This window comes from Methylobacterium nonmethylotrophicum (assembly GCF_004745635.1).
Lineage (GTDB): Bacteria > Pseudomonadota > Alphaproteobacteria > Rhizobiales > Beijerinckiaceae > Methylobacterium > Methylobacterium nonmethylotrophicum.
This window is the reverse complement of the sequence record NZ_SRLB01000001.1, coordinates 248,496-267,976: the sequence shown is the minus strand read 5'-3', so window position 1 is coordinate 267,976 and position 19,481 is coordinate 248,496. Positions and strand designations below refer to the sequence as shown.

Annotated in this window: 18 protein-coding genes; 13 read left to right on the top strand and 5 right to left on the bottom strand. The window is 70.2% G+C overall.

All coding sequences use genetic code 11. The annotated features are described in order from the left end of the window. Positions 1-78 precede the first annotated feature (78 nt). From EU555_RS01235 to EU555_RS01215, 5 genes are all read left to right on the top strand, one after another. Positions 79-1,419, top strand: coding sequence for a c-type cytochrome (locus tag EU555_RS01235; RefSeq protein ID WP_135412623.1), 1,341 nt, complete (start codon positions 79-81; stop codon positions 1,417-1,419). A gap of 8 nt (positions 1,420-1,427) precedes the next feature. Continuing rightward, on the top strand, positions 1,428-1,913 hold the full coding sequence (locus EU555_RS01230) for a (2Fe-2S)-binding protein (RefSeq protein ID WP_135412622.1): 486 nt from the start codon (positions 1,428-1,430) through the stop codon (positions 1,911-1,913). Then, positions 1,910-4,129, top strand: coding sequence for a xanthine dehydrogenase family protein molybdopterin-binding subunit (locus EU555_RS01225; RefSeq protein ID WP_135412621.1), 2,220 nt, complete (start codon positions 1,910-1,912; stop codon positions 4,127-4,129). The genes EU555_RS01230 and EU555_RS01225 overlap by 4 nt, the downstream gene beginning before the upstream one ends. A gap of 19 nt (positions 4,130-4,148) precedes the next feature. Beyond that, positions 4,149-5,267 carry an alkene reductase gene (locus tag EU555_RS01220; RefSeq protein WP_135412620.1) on the top strand — a complete coding sequence of 373 codons (1,119 nt, stop codon included), beginning with the start codon at positions 4,149-4,151 and terminating at the stop codon, positions 5,265-5,267. Positions 5,268-5,430: 163 nt separating this feature from the next. Continuing rightward, positions 5,431-6,429: a helix-turn-helix transcriptional regulator gene (locus EU555_RS01215; protein ID WP_135412619.1), complete on the top strand. Its 999-nt coding sequence runs from the start codon at positions 5,431-5,433 to the stop codon at positions 6,427-6,429. Positions 6,430-6,486: 57 nt separating this feature from the next. Here EU555_RS01215 and EU555_RS01210 read toward each other — a convergent pair whose 3' ends face one another. Both EU555_RS01210 and EU555_RS01205 read right to left on the bottom strand, forming a co-directional pair. Next, entirely contained in the window at positions 6,487-7,410 is a 924-nt protein-coding gene (locus EU555_RS01210; RefSeq protein ID WP_135412914.1) for a LysR family transcriptional regulator, read from the bottom strand. A gap of 208 nt (positions 7,411-7,618) precedes the next feature. Then, positions 7,619-8,431 (bottom strand): AraC family transcriptional regulator, encoded by an 813-nt coding sequence (locus EU555_RS01205; protein ID WP_135412618.1) that lies wholly within the window; start codon positions 8,429-8,431, stop codon positions 7,619-7,621. A 367-nt stretch (positions 8,432-8,798) separates the two neighbouring features. On the opposite strand from EU555_RS01205, the gene EU555_RS01200 reads away from it, so the two are divergent. After that, positions 8,799-9,614, top strand: a complete 816-nt coding sequence (locus tag EU555_RS01200) for an alpha/beta fold hydrolase (protein WP_135412617.1) — start codon at positions 8,799-8,801, stop codon at positions 9,612-9,614. On the opposite strand, the gene EU555_RS01195 is transcribed toward EU555_RS01200, so the two are convergent. Continuing rightward, the gene (locus tag EU555_RS01195; RefSeq protein ID WP_135412616.1) at positions 9,601-10,848 is read right to left on the bottom strand and encodes an adenylate/guanylate cyclase domain-containing protein; all 1,248 of its coding nucleotides are present in this window, start codon (positions 10,846-10,848) and stop codon (positions 9,601-9,603) included. The genes EU555_RS01200 and EU555_RS01195 overlap by 14 nt on opposite strands. Before the next feature lie 375 nt (positions 10,849-11,223). Here EU555_RS01195 and EU555_RS01190 point away from each other — a divergent pair, with 375 nt between their 5' ends. From EU555_RS01190 to EU555_RS01155, 7 genes are all read left to right on the top strand, one after another. Further along, a complete protein-coding gene (locus EU555_RS01190) occupies positions 11,224-11,874 on the top strand; it encodes a hydrolase (protein WP_205820744.1) in 651 nt (216 codons plus the stop codon). Between the two features lie 17 nt (positions 11,875-11,891). After that, positions 11,892-12,125, top strand: coding sequence for a DUF1427 family protein (locus EU555_RS01185; RefSeq protein WP_135412614.1), 234 nt, complete (start codon positions 11,892-11,894; stop codon positions 12,123-12,125). Between the two features lie 53 nt (positions 12,126-12,178). After that, positions 12,179-14,059 carry an amidohydrolase gene (locus tag EU555_RS01180; protein WP_425375077.1) on the top strand — a complete coding sequence of 627 codons (1,881 nt, stop codon included), beginning with the start codon at positions 12,179-12,181 and terminating at the stop codon, positions 14,057-14,059. Positions 14,060-14,306: 247 nt separating this feature from the next. Then, positions 14,307-15,203, top strand: a complete 897-nt coding sequence (locus EU555_RS01170; RefSeq protein WP_135412612.1) for a glyoxalase — start codon at positions 14,307-14,309, stop codon at positions 15,201-15,203. Continuing rightward, positions 15,200-16,603 carry an alginate export family protein gene (locus tag EU555_RS01165; RefSeq protein ID WP_425375068.1) on the top strand — a complete coding sequence of 468 codons (1,404 nt, stop codon included), beginning with the start codon at positions 15,200-15,202 and terminating at the stop codon, positions 16,601-16,603. The genes EU555_RS01170 and EU555_RS01165 overlap by 4 nt, the downstream gene beginning before the upstream one ends. 31 nt (positions 16,604-16,634) lie before the next feature. Beyond that, positions 16,635-17,303, top strand: a complete 669-nt coding sequence (locus EU555_RS01160; RefSeq protein ID WP_135412611.1) for a YoaK family protein — start codon at positions 16,635-16,637, stop codon at positions 17,301-17,303. 104 nt (positions 17,304-17,407) lie between these two features. Beyond that, positions 17,408-18,271 carry an alpha/beta fold hydrolase gene (locus tag EU555_RS01155; protein WP_135412610.1) on the top strand — a complete coding sequence of 288 codons (864 nt, stop codon included), beginning with the start codon at positions 17,408-17,410 and terminating at the stop codon, positions 18,269-18,271. Positions 18,272-18,601: 330 nt separating this feature from the next. On the opposite strand, the gene EU555_RS36790 is transcribed toward EU555_RS01155, so the two are convergent. After that, on the bottom strand, positions 18,602-18,925 hold the full coding sequence (locus EU555_RS36790) for a recombinase family protein (RefSeq protein WP_245524078.1): 324 nt from the start codon (positions 18,923-18,925) through the stop codon (positions 18,602-18,604). Positions 18,926-19,026: 101 nt separating this feature from the next. Next, positions 19,027-19,311, bottom strand: coding sequence for a hypothetical protein (locus tag EU555_RS01145; RefSeq protein ID WP_135412609.1), 285 nt, complete (start codon positions 19,309-19,311; stop codon positions 19,027-19,029). Positions 19,312-19,481: the final 170 nt, after the last annotated feature.

Sequence of the window (19,481 nt, the reverse complement as noted above, 5' to 3'; positions counted from 1 at the left end):
AATGTCCAAAACCACCCGCGATCCGACAAGCCCGGCCGCTCCGGACCGTGCTCCGATCCCCCGCCAGGAGGTGACGCCATGCGCACGAGACGCGTGATCGCCGGTATCGGGATTGTCGGCCTCGCCGCGGCCGGAGCGGCGCTCGCGCTCGCCTGGCAGCCCGAGATCGCGCCGGTCCCGCCACCGGCGCCCGCCTCCTTCGACCCGGCGCTGGTGCGGCGCGGGGCCGACCTCGCCCTGATCGGCGATTGCCGCACCTGCCACACGGCACCGAACGGTGCCGCCTTCGCCGGCGGCCTGCCCCTGCCGACGCCGTTCGGGACGCTGTACTCGACCAACATCACCCCGGATCCGGACACCGGGATCGGGCGCTGGTCCGAGGCCGCGTTCGCCCGCGCCCTGCGCGAGGGGGTCGACCGCGAGGGCCGCCACCTCTACCCGGCGTTCCCTTACGACCATTACAGCGCCACCAGCGACGACGACGTGCGGGCGCTCTACGCGTTCTTCATGACCCGCCCGGCAGTCGCCGCGACGCCGCCGCCGAACGAACTCCCCTTCCCGCTCAGCGTGCGCCTGACGCTCGCAGGCTGGAAGCTGCTGTTCCTGCGTCCCCGGGACCTCGCGCCCGATCCGACGAAGGACGCGGCCTGGCATCGCGGCCGCTACCTGGTCGAAGGTCTCGGCCATTGCGGCGCCTGCCACTCGCCGCGCAGCCTCCTGGGGGCCGAGGTCGTATCGCGCGCCTACGAGGGTGGCGAGGCCGAGGGCTGGCGGGCCTACGCCCTCGGCGCCGCCTCCCGCGCGCCGGTGCCGTGGGACGAGGCGGCGCTGACGCAGTACCTGCGCGAGGGCTTCCACCCGCTGCACGGCGTCGCCCGCGGGCCGATGGCGCCGGTGGTCGAGAACCTGGCCGAGGTGCCGCGGGAGGAGGTCGTGGCGATGGCGCGCTATCTCGCCTCCCTGGGCGCCGGCTCGGGCACGGCCACGCCACCTCTCGCCCCCTCCTCCGGTCCGGGCAAAGCACCGCAGGCGGCCGGCGCGCAGGCCGCGATCGAAGGGGCCGGCACCGACCTCTACGCGGCCGCCTGCGCGGCCTGCCACGAGGGCGGTCGGCCGCCGCCCTTCGGCGGGATCTCGCTGGCGCTCTCGACCGCGATCACCGGCGAGAGCCCGCGCAACCTGGTCAACGTGATCCTGGAGGGCCTGCCGGCGCGGGGCGGGACGGGCCAGCCGATCATGCCGGGCTTCGGCGCCGTCTTGACCGACGCCCAGGTGGCGAGCCTCGCGGCCGGCCTGCGCCGGCGCTTCGGCGGCGGGGCTCCCTGGCCCGATCTCGAACCCGCGATCCGCGAGGCCCGGGCCGCCCGCCGCCTCGCGGCGCGCCCGGCGGCGGCCATGACGCCGGCAATGACGCGATGAGGCCGACCATGACGAGCATGATCCTCAACGGCGAGCGGCGCGCGGTGCGCGCGGCGCCCGACACGCCCCTCCTCTACGTGCTGCGCGAGGAGTTCGGGCTCAACGCCGCCAAGTTCGGCTGCGGCCTCGGCCAGTGCGGCGCCTGCACGGTGGTGATCGACGGAGAGGCGGTCTTCTCCTGCGTCACGCCCGTCCTGCTGGCCGAGAATCGCCAGGTCACGACCCTCGAAGGGCTCGGCACGGCGGAGGCGCCGGGCCCGCTGCAGCGCGCCTTCATCGACGCGCAGGCGGCCCAGTGCGGCTACTGCATCCCCGGCATGATGATGCGGGCCCACGCCCTCCTCACGCGCGACCCGGATGCGTCCGACGACGCGATCCGGGCCGAGCTCGAGCCGCATCTGTGCCGGTGCGGCACCCACATGCGCATCCTGCGCGCCATCCGCCGGGCGGCGGACGCGATGCGGCCGCGCTCCACCGCGGAGGCCGGACGATGACCCTGTCGCGACGCACGGTGCTCGCCGGCACCGGTGCCCTTGTGCTGGCCTTCTCTCTCGCGCCCGCGCGCGCCCAGACCGAGACCGGCAAGGGCGAGGGGCCGAGGAAGCGCGGCCTGCCCGGCAGCCTCGACGACACCCCGCGCCTCGATTCCTGGATCCGCGTCGCGCCCGACGGCGCGGTCACGGTCCTGACCGGCAAGGCCGAGCTCGGCCAGGGATTGAAGACGGCGCTGCTCCAGATCGCCGCCGAGGAGCTGAAAGCTCCCCTCACGCGCCTGTCGCTCGTGACCGCCGATACCGGCCGCACCGCCGACGAGGGCTACACGGCGGCAAGCCACTCGGTGCAGGATTCCGGTACCGCGATCCGCCACGCCGCCGCCCAGGTTCGAGCCCTGCTGATCGCCGAGGCGGCCGGGCGGCTCGGCGTCCCGGCGGAGCGGCTGCGGGCCGAAGACGGGGCGGTCCTCGGGCCCGGCGGCGCCCGGATCGGCTACGGCGACCTCGTGACCGACGCGCTTCTCACCGCCGAGGCGCAACCCGCCTCCTCCCTCACGCGCGCGGCCGAGTACGCGGTGCTCGGGCGGCCGGTGCCCCGCATCGACATCCCCGCTAAGGTGACGGGCGGCGCGGCGTACATCCAGGACCTGCGCCCGCCCGGCCTGCTGCATGCCCGTGTCGTGCGGCCTCCGAGCTATGGCGCCGTCCTGATCGAGGTCGATGCGGCGGCGGTCGAGCGGCTTCCGGGCGTGGTGAAGGTCGTCTGTGACGGGACCTTCCTCGGCGTCGTCGCCGAGGGCGAGTGGTCTGCGATCCAGGCGATGCGCCGGCTCGCTGCCTCTGCCCGCTGGCGCGAGACGGCGGCCCTGCCCGATGCCGCAGCCCTGCCGGACGCCCTGCGCGCGCTGCCGAGCCGGGATTCGACCATCTTGGAGCGGGGTGCGGCCGGCGGAGCCGGTACGGTCGTCGAGGGGACCTTCACTCGCCCCTACCTCGCCCACGGTTCGATCGGTCCATCCTGCGCCATCGCGGAGTGGCAGGACGGCGGCGTGACGGTCTGGAGCCACAGCCAGGGCGTCTTCCCGCTGCGACGGGCGCTCGCCGGTCTCTTGCACCTGCCCGACGACAAGGTGCGGTGCATCCACGCCGAGGGGGCGGGCTGCTACGGCCAGAACGGTGCCGACGACGCGGCGGCCGATGCCGCGCTCCTGGCGCGCGAGGTGCCGGGCCGCCCGGTCCGGGTGCAGTGGATGCGCGAGCAGGAGCATGCCTGGGAGCCGTTCGGGCCCGGGATGGTGGCGAGCGTGCGCGCCGCTGTCACGCCGGACGGGAAAGTCGCCGCCTGGACGCACGAGGTCTGGAGCCCGTCGCACATGATGCGGCCAGGACCGCCCGGCGCGCTGCTCGCAGCCCGGGAGATCGCAGAGCCGTTCCCGCCGGCCCCACCCGTGGCCCTCGCCCAGCCGGAGGGCGGAGGCGACCGCAACGCGATCCCGCTCTACGCCTTCCCGAATGCGAGGGTGGTGCACCACTTCCTGCCCGAGATGCCTTTGCGCGGCTCGTCGATGCGCTCGCTCGGCGGCTACCTCAACGTGATGGCCATCGAGAGCACGATGGACGATCTCGCCCGCGCCGCCGGCCTGGACCCGGTCGCCTTCCGGCTTCGGCACCTGACGGATGCGCGTGCGGGCGCCGTCGTCGCGGCGGCAGCGCGGCGCTTCGGCTGGGAGGGGCGATCCGCCCGCGCCGGCGGCGGATTCGGCTTCGCCTTCGCCCGCTACAAGAATCTCGAAGCCTATTGCGCCGTCGCGGTCGAGATCACCCTCGACCGTGAGACCGGATGGGTGGCCATCGAGCGAGTCGTCGCCGCGGTCGATACCGGCGAGGTCGTCAATCCCGACGGGGTCGCCAATCAGATCGAGGGCGGCATCCTCCAGGCCGCGAGCTGGACGCTGTTCGAGCGCGTCGCCTTCGACCGCACCCGCGTGACCTCCGTCGACTGGTCCGCCTACCCGATCCTGCGCTTCAGCGCGGTGCCACGTAGCGTCGAGGTCCACATCGTGGCGCAGGCGGACCAGCCGTTCCTCGGCGTCGCCGAGGCGGCCCAGGGGCCGGCCGGCGCCGCGCTCGCCAACGCAATCCGGGATGCGACAGGCCAGCGCCTGCGCGACCTGCCGCTCACGGCGGGCCGGATCAAGGCCGCACTCGGCGCCTGACGACGGAAGGAAAGATGCGATGGCAGACTTGTTCGACCCCGTCCGCCTCGGCGGCTTCACGCTCGCGAACCGCATCGTCATGGCCCCAATGACGCGCTCGCGCGCCGACGCGCAGGGCGTCATCAACGCTTCGGCCGCGCGATACTACGCCGCTCGGGCCGGCGCCGGATTGATCGTCTCCGAGGGCGTGAACGTCGATCCGATGTCGAACGCCTTCGACCGCGCGCCGGGCCTGTGGACGCGCGCCCAGGTCGAGGGCTGGCGGCCGATCGTCGAGGCGGTGCACGCGGAGGGCGGCCTCATCGTGGCGCAGCTCTGGCACGGCGGCCGGGCGAGCGCGCGGGGTCTGCTCGGCGGTCACGAGCCCCTGTCGCCGTCGGGCGTGAACGACGATCTGGGCGCGCTTCAGGTCTGGGGACTTCTCGCCAACGGCGCCTACGTGCGGATCGCGGCGACGCATTCCCGCGCCATGACGGGGTCTGAGATCGCAGCGACGGTCGAAGCCTACCGCCTCGCGGCCGCCCATGCCCGCGAGGCCGGTTTCGACGGCGTGGAGATCCACGGCGCCAACGGCTACCTGATCCCGCAATTCCTCTCGCCTATCACCAACCGGCGCACCGACGCGTATGGCGGCGATGCGCAGGGGCGCGCCCGCTTCCTGCGGGAGGTGGTGGCCGCGGTGACGGACGCGGTGCCGCCGGATCGCGTCGGTCTCCGGCTCTCGCCCTTTGCCACCTACAACGACGTCCGCGATCCGGATCCCGCCGAGACCTACGGCCCGCTGGTGTCCTGGCTCGCCGGGGCCGGTCTCTCCTACCTGCACCTCGCGGATACCAACGCTTGGACCGGAGCCCCCGACTACGACCGGATGCTGGCGCTGTTTCGCCCGCTCTACCCGGGCCCGCTGATCGTCAATGGCGGCCTCACTCCGGAGCGAGCCGCCGCGATCGTGGCGCAAGGCGAGGCCGAGGCCGTCGCGTTCGGGCGCCCGTTCGTGGCCAATCCCGACCTGCCCGCCCGCATCCGTGCCGGCGGTCCCTACAACGCTCCGCGACCGGTCGGCGTCTATGGCGGCGACGAAACCGGCTACACCGACTACCCGACGCTCGCTGCCGGACAGGCGAGCCGCGAACGATGACGCGATCTGGTGCGCGGATCACCCTGTAACTGCGGCCCACGATCCCGCGATCCGATACGCATGGATAACTTCATTCCCGCGCTGACTTGGGAGAAATTTGTGTCCAGACCTTGCTAGACCTTCTCGATGACGGCCCATGGCAGCAGAGTCCGAGACACGGCGCATGGCGCCATCCTCGCATCAGGCCGGGCCACGGCAGGGCCTGCACGGCGAACGCCTCGCCCGGCATTTCGGAATCCGGGCGACCTCTTCGCTCCCGGTCGGGCGTGGCCGTCTCGCGCCGCTCGTCCTGACGCGGCTCCAGGGGCAGGTGATACCCGACGCGGTCACGGCGCCACTCAGACCTGAGGCCGCCTTCAGCATCGTGATCCAGCTCCGGCCGCTGCAACACCACGACTTGCGGGTCACCGGCCGCGTCCGGCACGCGGGAATGGTCCCGGCCGGAGCGGTCAGCGCGCTGAGCCTCGGCGACACGCCCCGCTCCACCATGCGTGGCACCTTCGACGCGATGCAGCTCTATCTGCCCGACGCAGTCCTGCACGATGTCGCCGCGGAGGAGGGCTTCGCCCGGCCCGTCGGCCTGTCCTGGCCCCGCGACCGGGTTGATCCCGTCGCTCTCAGTTTGGTGAAGTTGCTCCTCCCGGCGATCGAACGGCCGGACCCAGCACGCGCGGTCTTCGTCGACCATCTCGTGCTGGCCTTCCTGGCCCACGTGGCTCACCGCTACGGGCAGGTCCCCACGCGGGTGAGCCCCCGGCGCGGCGGGCTCGCGCCCTGGCAGGAACGGCGCGCCAAGGAGGTGATGCGGGCCCGGCTTGCCAGCTCGATGACGATCACCGAGGTCAGCCGCGCGTGCGGACTCTCCCCGAGCTACTTCGCCGCCGCCTTCCGGCGCAGCACCGGGCGCTCGCCGCATCAGTACCTGTCGGCCCTGCGGATCGATGAGGCGCGCACGCTCATGATGACGACGGGACTGCCGCTGGCCGACATCGCCCTCTCTTGCGGCTTTCACGACCAGAGCTACTTCACCCGGGTCTTCTCCCGTGCGGTCGGGACTAGCCCCGGACAATGGCGGCGCCTGCACGCACCGCATCCGCTCGCGCTCTCATTGATGCAGCCGCACGACGAGGATGGGCTCCTTGACGATCGGGGCACGTCGTAGCGGAGCCGGCGGAACCCGAGTCGGGCCGGTCGAGAACGACCGTCGCAGTTTCATCGCTCAACACGGCGATCCACCTTCCCTCGACTCCGCGAGGACCGGGGGAAGGTGGATCGCCAAGAAGCCAACGAACGCCGATACCCTGGGGCAGGCCACCTGTCCGCCCGGCCAGACGGCGGAGACCTCCCGGGTGTTTGCAGTCTCGTCGGCCAGGACGATCCGCAGTTCTCCCCTCCTGACATGCTCGCAAGCCCAGAACTCCGGGACGCAGGCGATCCCGGCCCCGCCGAGGGCCGCGGTCAGGAGCATCTCGCTGTGATCGACGATAAACCGGGGTCTGAGCCGGGCGCTGCGCCGCGCGGGATCGGGACCCAGGGGCCAGACGTCGAGCTGGCAGGACGAGGCGTTCCTACTGCGCAGGCAGTCGTGCCGCTCGAGGTCGTCGAGATCGACCGGCACACCGTGGCGCTCCAGGTAGCCCGGGGCCGCGACGAGAACACGCCGGAAGCTCCCGAGTCGGCGCATGCGCAATCGCGAGTCCTTGAGAATGCCGATTCGCACGGCCGCCTCGAACCCCTCCTCGACCATGTCGACGACGCGGTTGGTGTAGTTGAGTTCGAGCTCGAGCCCGGGATGGGTCTCCATGAACGACAGGAACAGCCGGTGCCACTGCCGGCTCACCAGGGGAACGCTGACGCGCAGCTTCCCGCGGAGGTCTCCGCTGCGTGATCCGGCAAGCTCGCGCTCGGCCGCGGCGACCGCCTCCATGATCCCGCGACAGCGGTCGAGGAACTGCGCGCCCTCGGCCGTTAGGCTGAGGCTGCGGGTGTTCCGGTGGAACAGCCGGACCTCCAGCTGCTCCTCTAGGCGCGCGATCGTCTTGCCGATGGCTGACGCGGTCAGTCCGAGTGCCCGCGCGGCCGCCGCGAAGGAGCCGGAATCGGCGACCTGCACGAACACCGACAATCCCGCAAGCTTGTCCATCGCCACCCCGTCGCTCCGAACGGCCGCAGGCCCACGAGGCCACGTAGAAGCGATCCTGCACCACCGTACGGCTAAACCGGACGCCGTGCCGCGCAGGGCGGGATCGATGACCCGCCGGGACCGTCCACGGCATGACCTCGATGGCATGCGGGACACTGCGTCACAAGGCACTCGCCGGCTGGAAGGCGCAACACCTTCAGTTTCGGATTCACGGCCGATGCGTGCGCCGCCACAGCCCTGGGCTGGTGCCGACCTCCCGCGTGAAGGTGCGCGTGAAGTAGCTCTGGTCTCCAAAGCCGCAGAGCAGCGCGATGTCCGACAGGGGTAGGTCCGAGTTGCGCGCCAGCTCCTTGGCGTGCGCGATCCGGATGGCGGTGAGGTATTCGTGCGGGCGCTGTCTGGTGCTCCTGCGGAAGGCACGCGCGAAATGGCTCGCCGTCAAGCCGCATTCTCGCGCGATGCCGGCGATGGTCAGTCGCGTCGCGAAGCGGGCGTGCATGATCTCCCTGGCCCGGCGTTCCTGCCAACCTGCCAATCCGCCGATGGCGGACGTGGCCGGCTGCATTCCCCCGTAGGCGCAGGCGACATGGGCGAGCAGGCCGAGGCAGAGCTGCTCGACGAACAGGTCGTTGGCGGGACTACCCCCGCGAAGGGCGGGGATTAGAAGACGCGACAGGGGCGCCGCAACGGGATCGGGCATTTGCCGGCACCACGCCAGCGTGGATACCGGACGCGCGTCGTTCTCCCGGGCGAACGCGTCGAGGGCCGCACGCGGAATGTAGTACTGCACGGCGTCGATGTCGCCGCGGATCGCGCACTCCACAGGCTCGCGCAGATCGAGCACGCTCACGGTGTCGGCTGCGAACGCGCCGCCGAAGACACAATAGCCCTGGCGCCAGCGCTCGTGCCGTTCGATGCTACGCATGAAATGGACGATGCTGAATGCGTCCTCTTCGGCCGTCGGCGCGATCCGCTCGTTCCCGGAGCGGGAGCCGATCAGGCGCGTTACGCCGATCCACATGAGGCCGTCGCGGTGGACGCGGCGAGGCGTGCAGGCTGCGACGCCCAGATACCCTGCGAACCGCTCTCCGAGGAACGGGTCCGGAGGAGTGGATCCCGGCCGCATCAGACGGTTCTGAGCACGATCGTCATTGCGGCGGGTATGGACGCCTGCTCGGACATGAAAAACGATCCACCGATCCGAACAGATCGGACTAACCGTCCGCACTGCTGCTTATCGGCCCCAGTCGCCGGGTGGGCGGCACCCCGGCTCCCGGGCGAGGCGGCCGCTACGGCAGAGGGATTCCGCACAAGCCGCATCGCGATCGTCCAATCCGCCCGCCCGCCCCGAACCTATCCTGCGCGCCGCCACCCAGGGGAAGCAGGACATGCCGACGATCAAGACCGAGGACGGAACCGAGATCTACTACAAGGACTGGGGCACCGGGCAGCCGGTCCTGTTCAGCCACGGCTGGCCGCTCTCGGCGGACATGTGGGACGCGCAGATGCTGTTCTTCGCCGAACGCGGCTACCGCACGGTGGCGTTCGACCGGCGTGGTTTCGGCCGGTCGGGCCAGCCCTGGGGCGGCTACGACTACGACACGATGTCGGACGACATCGCGGCGCTGATCGCGGCTTTGGACTTGCGGGAGGTCGTGCTGGTCGGCTTCTCGATGGGCGGCGGGGACGTGACCCGCTATATCGCCCGGCATGGCTCGGGGCGGGTCGCCAAGCTCGCTCTGGTCAGCGCCGTCACACCGATCTTCGGCAAGACCGCCGACCATGATGGGCCGGACAAGTCCTTCTTCGATGCCCTGAAGGCCGGGATCGTCAAGGATCGGGCGCAGTTCCTCGATGATTTCAACCCAGTCTTCTACGGCACCAACAAAGGCATGACGGTCTCGCAGGGTGTCTTCAAGCAGACATTGCAGATCGCCCTCATGGCCTCGATCAAGGCCACGGTGGATTGCGCCACGGCCTTCGCCGAAACCGACTTCCGGCCCGACATGCAGAGGATCGACGTGCCGACCCTGGTGGTCCACGGCGACGCCGACCAGGTCGTGCCGTTCGAATCCACCGGCAAACTCGCCGCCGAGATGATCCGTGGCGCGACGCTCAAGGTCTATCCGGGCGCCCCCCACGCCACGGCGACGACCCATGCTGATCGCCTCAACGCCGACCTCCTGGCCTTCATCGAGGGTTGACGGCTCCGCGGCGCGGCTTGTTACCCGGGACCTCCTGTTCGGCGAGCCGATAGACCTCCAGCGGCTCGCCGACGCCGCGCAGCGGGAAACTCCCAAGGCAGGCCAGCGACGTGGGCGCGTCGAGGAGCGCCGCGAAGGCACCCGAGACCAGCACGTCCGCGTCGAGCGCCTTCGTCAGCCCCTCCAGCCGGGCGGCGACGTTGACGGCCGGGCCGATGACGGTGAAGTCGAGCCGGGTGCGCGAGCCGATGTTGCCGTACATCACCGCGCCCGCATGGACCCCGATCCCGTAGCCGAGAGCGTCGAGACCTTGGGCCGCGCGGACCCCGTTGAGGTCGCGCATCGCTCGACGGGCCTCGTCGGCGGCTCGCAGGGTCGCGACGCCTGCATCCGGCCGGTTGAGGGGAAAGATCGCTAGCAGGCCGTCGCCCATGAACTTCAGGATCTCGCCGCCGTTGCGCTCCACCGGGCAGCACACCGCATCGAAATAGTCGTTGAGGAGCGCGATCACGTCGTCGCGCGGCCACAGCTCGGAGATCCGGGTGAAGCCGCGCAGGTCGACCACCATGATCGCCGCCGCGACGGTGACGCCGCTGCCCCGCCGCGTCGCGCCGTTCAGGATCATCTCGCCCGCATGCGGCCCGACATAGGTATCGAGGAGGAGGCGGGTCAGGCGGTTTCGGTGGCGCACCTCGGTGACGACGGCCAGAGCCGGAAGAAGGTCCGTCAGGAGGGCGATCTCGGCCTGCGTGAACCCGTCCGGCCGGTCGCTCGCGAAGGAGGCCACGTGGCGCCGGCCCAGCGTGTAGCGCATCGGCCATGCGACGAGGTCGGTCAGGCCCTCGACAGTCATTAGTCCGGCGACTTCCGGGTGCGCGTCCTCGCCCGTCTCGTCCTGGCGGTGTCGCACCATCTCGGCACCGGCGAGGATCCGCGCCGCCGGGCTGCCACGAAAACCTTCCATCCCGAACTGCCCGTAATCGAGATTGCGCGAGCGCGGCGCATGGCAGCCCTTCCGCCACAGGATCTCGATGCCGAGCCATTGCGGATGGTTGGTGCGCAGGTGCAGCGTGGCATACGCGACCGCAACGCCGTCGCGGCGCAGCCGGTCGCAGAAGACCGCGAAAACGTCATCGAGAAAGCGCACGTCCACCGCGTCGTGCAAGAGCCAGCGCAGCAGCGCTTCGCGCAGGCCGGGCAGAGGTGCCTCGCCTCTATCGTGATGCTCGATCATGGCCTTCCCGGTCGGCCCGCCTGCCGAGGCCGCGTTCGCAGCCAAAGGATCTGGCGGTGGGCGCCCCTGGGTCTTGTCGATTCTCGCGGTGTTTTGTCGGTCCGGGAGACTGCGCCCGGACCGGGCTCCCCATCAGGCCCGCGGTGGGATGAGACACCCCGCGCCTCGTCGGCGATGGCATCGAGCCCGACCGGGAAAGGTTCCCCGCAACGCACCTTTGGGACGCCGCGACAGCGCATTCGTCCAAGCTGCGCGCAAAGCCTCCAATCCGCGTGTCCCCGGCGGGACTAGAAACCGGCAACGCCACCGGCCCGAGAGCGGTGGCGCAACGGTCACCGTCCGCCAGGACGAGCGTAAGGAGCCCGACTCATGGCTATCAAAGCGACGCCGACGCCCGGAAAGCGCCTCGTCTCGCCGCACGATCACACACTAATCATGATCGACTTCCAGTCGCAGATGTCCTTCGCGACGAAGTCCATCGACGCCGTGACTCTGCGCAACAACGTCGCCCTGGTCTCGCGCGCGGCCGCCGGGTTCGGCGTGTCGACGGTGCTGACGACGGTGGCCGAGAAGAGCTTTTCCGGGCCGATGTTCGAGGAGATCACCTCGGCCTTCCCGGAGGAGAAGCTCCTCGACCGCACCTCGATGAACACCTGGGAGGACGCCGCCGTGGTGGCCCGGGTGTCGGAGATCGGCAAGGACCGCCTGGTTTTCGCCGGCCTGTGGACCTCGGTCTGCATCGTCGGCCCGACCCTCTCGGCCATCGACCAGGGCTACGAGGTCTACGTCATCGCGGATGCGTGCGGCGACGTCTCGGACGAGGCGCATGAGCGCGCCATGCAGCGGATGATCCAGGCCGGCGTGCAGCCGATGACCTCGCTGCAATACATGCTCGAGCTGCAGCGCGACTGGGCCCGCACCGAGACCTACGAGATGACCACCGGCATCGCCAAGAAGTACGGCGGCGCCTATGGGCTCGGCATCATCTACGCCAAGTCGATGTTCGGCGCGTCCGAAGGCCACTGAGACACGGCCGGCGCGCGATGCTGCCGTACATCCTCTCCCTCGGCGCCGGCCTCGCGGTCGGCGTCGCCTACGGGCTGATCGGCGTGAAGTCGCCTGCGCCGCCGATCATCGCCCTCGTCGGCCTCCTCGGCATCCTGGCCGGCGAGATGGCCGTCTCTTACTGGCGCGGCCACCCGGCCGTCCTGTCGAGCCTGCTCCACCGCAAGAGCTTCGCCGTCGAGCGCGAGGCTTCGAGACGCCCGCCGGCCTGACTTGAGGCCGGCGGCCCCCTTCACGTCCGACCGAGGAGCTTCGATTGAGCGCTGTGGCTCACCCCGACCTGATCCTGCGCGGCGGCCTCGTCACCACGCTCGATCCGGGCAATCCCGCCGCCTCCGCGGTCGCGATGACGGACGGCGCCTTCACGGCGGTCGGGTCCGACCGCGAGGTCATGGCGCTTGCCGGGCCGGAGACGCGGGTGGTCGACCTCAAGGGCCGGCGGGTGCTGCCCGGCCTCATCGACAATCACCTGCACCTGATCCGCGGCGGGCTCAACTTCAACATGGAGCTGCGCTGGGACGGGGTGCGCTCGCTCGCCGACGCGATGGCGATGCTCAAGCGCCAGGTGGCGGTGACGCCGCCGCCGCAATGGGTCCGGGTCGTCGGCGGCTTCACCGAGCACCAGTTCGCCGAGAAGCGCCTGCCGACGCTGGAAGAGCTGAACGCCGTCGCCCCCGACACGCCGGTCTTCCTGCTCCACCTCTACGACCGGGCGCTCTTGAACGGCGCAGCTTTGCGAGCCGTCGGCTACACCAGGGACACGCCCGAGCCGCCGGGCGGGTCGATCCTGCGCGATTCTGCCGGCAACCCGACCGGGCTGCTGCTCGCCAAGCCCAACGCCGCGATCCTCTACGCCACCCTCGCCAAGGGGCCGAAGCTCCCCTTCGAGTACCAGGTCAACTCGACCCGCCACTTCATGCGCGAACTCAACCGGCTCGGCGTGACCGGCGCGATCGATGCCGGCGGCGGGTTCCAGAACTATCCGGAGGATTACCGGGTCGTCCAGACGCTCGCCGAGGCCGGCCAGCTCACCGTACGGCTCGCCTACAACCTGTTCACCCAGAAGCCGAAGGCCGAGAAGGAGGACTTCCTCGCCTGGACGAAATCGTCCCGCTACAAGCAGGGCGACGACTATTTCCGCCACAACGGTGCCGGCGAGATGCTGGTCTTCTCGGCGGCCGATTTCGAGGATTTCCGCCAGCCGCGGCCCGACATGGCGCCCGAGATGGAGGGCGAGCTCGAGGGGGTGGTGCGGGTGCTGGCCGAGAACCGCTGGCCCTGGCGCCTGCACGCCACCTACGACGAGACGATCTCCCGCGCCCTCGACGTGTTCGAGCGCGTCAACCAGGACATCCCGCTCTCCGGCCTCAACTGGTTCTTCGACCATGCCGAGACGATCTCGGAGGCCTCGATCGATCGGATCGCCGCGCTCGGCGGCGGCATCGCGATCCAGCACCGGATGGCCTACCAGGGCGAATACTTCGTCGAGCGCTACGGCCACGGCGCCGCTGCCGCGACCCCGCCGGTGGCGCGGATGCTCGAGAAGGGCGTGCCGGTCTCGGCCGGCACCGACGCGACGCGGGTCGCCTCCTACAACCCTTGGGTCGCGATCTCCTGGCTCGTCACTGGCCGCACGGTCGGCGGGATGCAGCTCACGCCCCGCCGCAACTGCCTCGACCGCGAGACGGCGTTGCGGATGTGGACCGAGAAGGTGACCTGGTTCTCGAACGAGGAGGGCCGGAAGGGCCGCATCCAGGTGGGCCAGCTCGCCGACCTGATCGTCCCGGACCGCGACGTGCTGTCCTGCGCCGAAGCCGAGATCGCCGATACGGTGAGCGACCTCACGGTGGTGGGCGGCAAGGTGGTGTACGCGGCGGGCCTCTTTGCCGCCCTCGACGAGACGCCGCCCCCGCCGGCGATGCCGGACTGGTCGCCGGTGCGCACCTTCAAGGGCTACGGCGCCTGGGGCGAGCGCCCGGTCCGGGCGGAGGCGGTGGTAGCACGGGAGGCGAGCGCGTCCTGCGGCTGCGCGATGTCGTGCGGGCTGCACGGGCACGCCCACGCCACCGCCTGGTCGTCGCAGGCGCCGGTCTCGGACCTGAAGAGCTTCTGGGGCGCTCTGGGCTGCGCCTGCTGGGCCGTGTGAGGCGCTGCCCCGAACCCTCCCCCCCTCTGCGGGGGAGGGTGGCCTGCGGAGCAGGCCGGGAGAGGGGAACCCCGTTTCCGGAGAGGTCGCGAGCGTGGTGACGGGCGCCATGTCCGGCACCGTCGCGCTGCCCCTCTCCCGGCCCCTGCTAACGCAGGGGCCACCCTCCCCCGCAGAGGGGGGAGGGTTCAGGGGCGCTTCACCGACTCCCTAAAATCCCTTTTACGGCCAACCGCCTGGAGCCCCCATGATGCGCATCCTCGCCGCCCTCCTCGCCTCCGCCCTCCTCGCCGGCCCGGCCGCGGCCCGGGACGCCGCGTACGAGCACACGGTCGCCGTCGCCCCGCAATACGACACCACCCACGTCTACGTCGCCCCCGAGGACGTCGACCGCTTCGTCGCGAGCTTCACCGCGACCTTCGGCGGCAAGAGCACCAAGCAGGTCGTCGCGACCGTCACGCCGACGCCGTCGAGCACCACCTCGCAGCTGATCCAGACTCCTTTCGGCACCGTCTCCCTGTTCGGCTTCAAGACGCCGATCCCCTACCCCTTCGGAGCCGAGCGCACGGGCTACCTCGTCACCGACATGGATGCGGCGGTGGCGGCCGCCCGCGCGGCCGGGGCCGCGGTGATCGTCCAGACCTTCCCGGACCCGATCGGCCGCGACGCGGTCATCCAGTGGCCGGGCGGCGTCAACATGCAGCTCTACTGGCACACCACGAAGCCCGACTACGCGCCCTTCGCGACGGTGCCGGAGAACCGCGTCTACGTCTCGCCCGACAGCGTCGAGGCGTTCGTCGGGGGATTTCGCCGCTTCTCGCAAGGACGCGTGGTCTCGGACGAGCCCAAGGCCCCCGGCGTCGAGATCGGCCGGCCGGGCGACACCTACCGGCGCCTGCGCCTGACCTCGGAGTTCGGCCGCCTGACCGTGCTGGTGACCGACGGCCACCTGCCCTATCCCTACGGCCACGAGACCACCGGCTACGAGGTCGCCGACCTCACCGACACCCTCGCCAAGGCGCAGGCCTCCGGCGCGAGCGTGCTGGTCGCGCCTTATTCGGCCGGCGACCGGAAGGCCGCGATGGTGCGCTTCCCCGGCGGCTACGTCGCGGAGATCCACGCATCCGGCGCGGCGGCGCAGTGAGCGGCACACGGCCGGGCGCGGTCGTCGCGCTCTGCGTGCTCCTCGGCGCGGGCGCGCGCGCCGAGGATGCGACGTCCGACGCGGTCACCCGTCCGGCGACGAAGACGAACCGCTGGGCCGAGGACTGGTCGGGGCTCGCCGACCCGGCCAAGCGCATCCAGCCTTTCGACGACCTGAAGTACATCCCGCTCTTCGCGGCCGACCCGAAGAGCTACCTGTCGCTGGGCCTGACCCTGCGCGAGCGCTTCGAGAGCAACCGCACGCCCGCCTTCGGCATCGGCGGGCCGCGGGGCGATGCCTACCTGCTCCAGCGCCTGCAGATCCACCTCGACGCGCACTTGGACGAGAATTGGCAGATCTTCGCGCAGATCGAGGACGTGCGGGCGCCCGGCAAACGCGTCGTCACCTCGGTCGACGAGAACATCCTCGATCTGCGCCTCGCCTTCCTGTCCTACAGCCGGACGACTGAGGACGGGACCTTCAAGGCGCGGGCTGGGCGGCAGGACTTCGCCTTCGACCTGCAGCGCTTCGTGTCCTCGCGCGACGGGCCGAACGTGCGCCAGTCCTTCGACGCGCTCTGGGCCGACTGGGAATCCGGGCCGTGGCGGGTGCTCGGCTTCGTCAGCCAGCCGGTGCAGTACCGGTTCAATGAGCCCTTCGACGATATCTCCACCCGGGCCTTCGCTTTCAGTACCCTGCGGGTCGAGCGCAAGGTCTTCGGCGATCAGGAACTCTCGGCCTATTGGGGTCTCTACGAGCGCGACGGCGCCCGCTTCCTCGACGCCACCGGCAACGAGAGGCGCCACGTCCTCGACATCCGCTATGCGGGCAGCGCCGGCGGGTTCGACTGGGACCTCGAGGCGATGGGCCAGTTCGGCCGCGTTGGCCGCGACGACATCGCCGCTTGGGCCGTCGGCAGCCGCGTCGGCTACACGCTCGCGGATCTCCCCTGGCAACCGCGCCTCGGCCTCCAGGGCGACGCCGCGTCGGGCGATCGCCGCCGCGGCGACGGCGTCCTCGGCACCTTCAACCCGCTGTTTCCGAACGGCTACTACTTCACGCTGGCGGGTTACACGAGTTACGCCAACCTCCTCCACCTCAAGCCGTCGTTGACCGTGCACCCGGCCGCTGGCCTCGCGGTCAGCGCGGCTCTGGGGCTGCAATGGCGCCAGACCACGTCCGACGCGATCTACGTCCAGCCGAGCAACCCGGTGCCCGGCACGGCCGGACGCGGGCATCTGTGGAGCGGCGCCTACGGCCAACTGCGGGCGGATTACGTCTTCGCGCCCGGCCTCACCGGTGCGGTCGAGGCGGTGCGCTTTGCCGCCGGCGACACGATCCGCCGGGCCGGAGGAAAGGACGGCGCCTATCTCGGCGTCGAGCTGCGCTACGCTTGGTGACGCGCCCTCCCCTCGAACGGATCACGTCCCCATGCGTCCTTCTCTCGCCCAGATCCTGAGCTTCGTCGGCGGCTACGTCGACACGCTCGGCTTCCTATCGCTCCAGGGCCTGTTCACCGCCCACGTCACTGGCAACTTCGTAACCTTCGGCGCCGCGATGGTGCACGGCGCCACCGGTGCCTGGGCGAAGCTTCTGGTGCTGCCGGTCTTCTGCATCGCAGTTCTCCTGACCCGCCTGGCGAGCCGCCGCCTGGACGAGACGGGCCGGCCGGCCCTGCGTGTGCTGCTCGCCGCCCAATGCACCTTCTTGTTCCTCGGAGCGGTCCTCGCTGTGGCTCTCGGACCCTTCGCTGATGCCGATCGTCCGGCGGCGCTCCTTACCGGCATGGTGCTGGTCGCCGCGATGGCGGTCCAGAACGCTGCGCACCGGGCGCATCTGCCTGAGGCTCCGCCCTCGACCCTGATGACCGGGACGACGACGCAGATCATGATCGATCTCGCGGACCTTTTGCGGGGCGTACCCGCTGAGCACGCGGCAAGGAGCCGGATCGCTCGAATGAGCGCCGCCGTCGCGGCCTTCGCTCTCGGCTGCGGGCTTGCGGCTCTGCTCTACTACCTCGTGGGGCTCGCGGCTCTCGCCCTCGCTCCTGCGCTGATCCTCGTCGCCGCCACGGATCCCGCTTCAGCGAAGGCTACGTGATCCAGCGCCGGCGATACGTCTAAAACACCGGGCAATTCTGAAAGACCGCAGCCTGCGCCGTGCCATGCTGGCTGCACGCTGCGAAATATAAAGAGGGACGGAGCATGACGTCGATCACGCATCACACCATCCGGGCAAACGGCATCCGGCAGCACTACCTCGAGGCCGGGTCGGGCCCGCCCGTCGTGCTGCTGCACGGCTTCCCGGAAACGAGCTACGCCTGGCGCTACCAGATCCCGCCACTCAGCCGACAATACCGCGTCATCGCACCAGATCTACGGGGCTACGGCGAGACCGACAAGCCGGCGAGCGGGTACGACAAGCGTACGATGGCGCAGGACCTCGTCGCCCTCCTCGACGCTCTCGGGATCGACAGAATCGCCCTCGTTGGGCATGACCGTGGTGCCCGCGTCGCCACGCGGTTCGCCAAGGACCATCCTGGTCGCCTCGACCGCCTAGTCGTGATGGACAACGTGCCGACCCGAATCGTGGCGCGCAGCATGAACGCTCAGGTCGCCCGTGCCTACTGGTTCTTCCTGTTCCATCTCGTGCCCGACCTGCCAGAGGCGCTGATCGCGGGCCGCGAAGACATTTGGTTACGCCACTTCTTCTCGGACTGGTGCTTCAACCCGCATGCCATCTCAGGCGCTGACTTCGATGCGTACGTCGCCGCCTACAAGGCACCCGGGGCTGTGCGTGGCGCAATGGCGGACTACCGCGCCAACCAGGAGGACACGGCGCAAGATCTCGTCGACGCCGACGTGAAGATCTCCTGCCCGGTGCTGTCGCTGTGGGGCGCCGATTTCGGCGCCGTCGGCAAGACCTTCGACATGGCGGCCGTGTGGGCCGAGATGGCGAGCGACCTGCGCACCGCGGCGATCGCGCGCTGCGGCCACCTCCCCCACGAAGAGCAGCCCGAGGAGGTCAACCAACTGCTCCTCGACTTCCTGGCTGGCTGGAAGACATGATCTCGTTCGCTTCGCTGCATGAAGAGGGCAGAGCCGTGCGGCGAGAACGTGGTCACAGCGCCTTTCGGCGTAAGATGCTTGGGCGTCAGTATGGCAAAGATAGATCCCTACAGGAAAGACGCGGAGTGCCTTCGAACAACTGACCGCAAGGATGGCCGAGAGACGTAGCCGACATCCCGAAACCGCTGTCATAGCCACGGCTCTTGGGGCCGCTTCTATCCGCCGAGCGGACATCCGAATTGATATGTCGCAGGGTCCGGAAGGGGGCACCTCCGGGCGTAGCTCCTGGTGGGGTTTCCGCCCCTCCACCTTGGGGCCGATGGCGCTCTTCTATTCCCGGGCCACCTTGAGCCAGGGCGAGGACGCCGGCTTCCTGGACCACCAGCTGCCGGGCGAAGCACGGGATGCCTTCTCGACCAAGACCACGCGCACGCCGTTGCCCTCGATGCGGTCCAGCAGCGCCGAGAAGCCCGGCCGGGCCTCGATGGGGTCGGCGCCGGACACTGCGGCGTCGTAGAACTCGGCGACAACCTCGAAGCCCTCCCGCTTAGCGAAGGCCTGAATGGCGGCGCGCTGCCGGGTCTCGCTGTCCTTGTCGGTCCCAACGTTGGCCGCCGAGCTGGTACGCAGGTAGGCAACAGCCTCTTGCCTCACCCGCTTCCTTCTCGCCGCAAGAAGGAGGGGGTGTTTTTCTAGAGAATTCACGCACCCCAATGAACACTATCCGCCATTTATACTTCCAGAAATTTTTGGTTTTACCTGGATGATAATAGGGAAGCGAGGTAACCCCGAAACCCAGCAGGGGTGAAGGTCACGCTACCAGGGAGGCGGGGGCCGGCGGCGCGGGCATAGAGCGCGGCGAGCTTCCGCACCTCGGTCGGGTCCGTCACCTCCTGCCCGAGGTCGCGCGCGAGGCTGAGCCTCCAGGTGGTGGCGGTGTCGAGCTGGTCCCCGCGCCGGGCCGCGAGCCAGGCTTGCACGTCGCTGACCATGTAGTAGTGCGGCCGACCCGGTGCGGGCCGGAACCAGGTGGAGGGCAACTCGGTCGGGCCGATCCCGCGGCACCGCCACGTCGCGAACAAGCCGCGATCTAGGCGGAGGGTCGCGGTGAGGGAGCCGGTGGAGACGGGTGACCACCCGAACAGGCCCGGGAATACCACCTCGTTAGCTGGCGGGAGAGACGCCAGAGTGGCGAGGGGTTTGATGATAG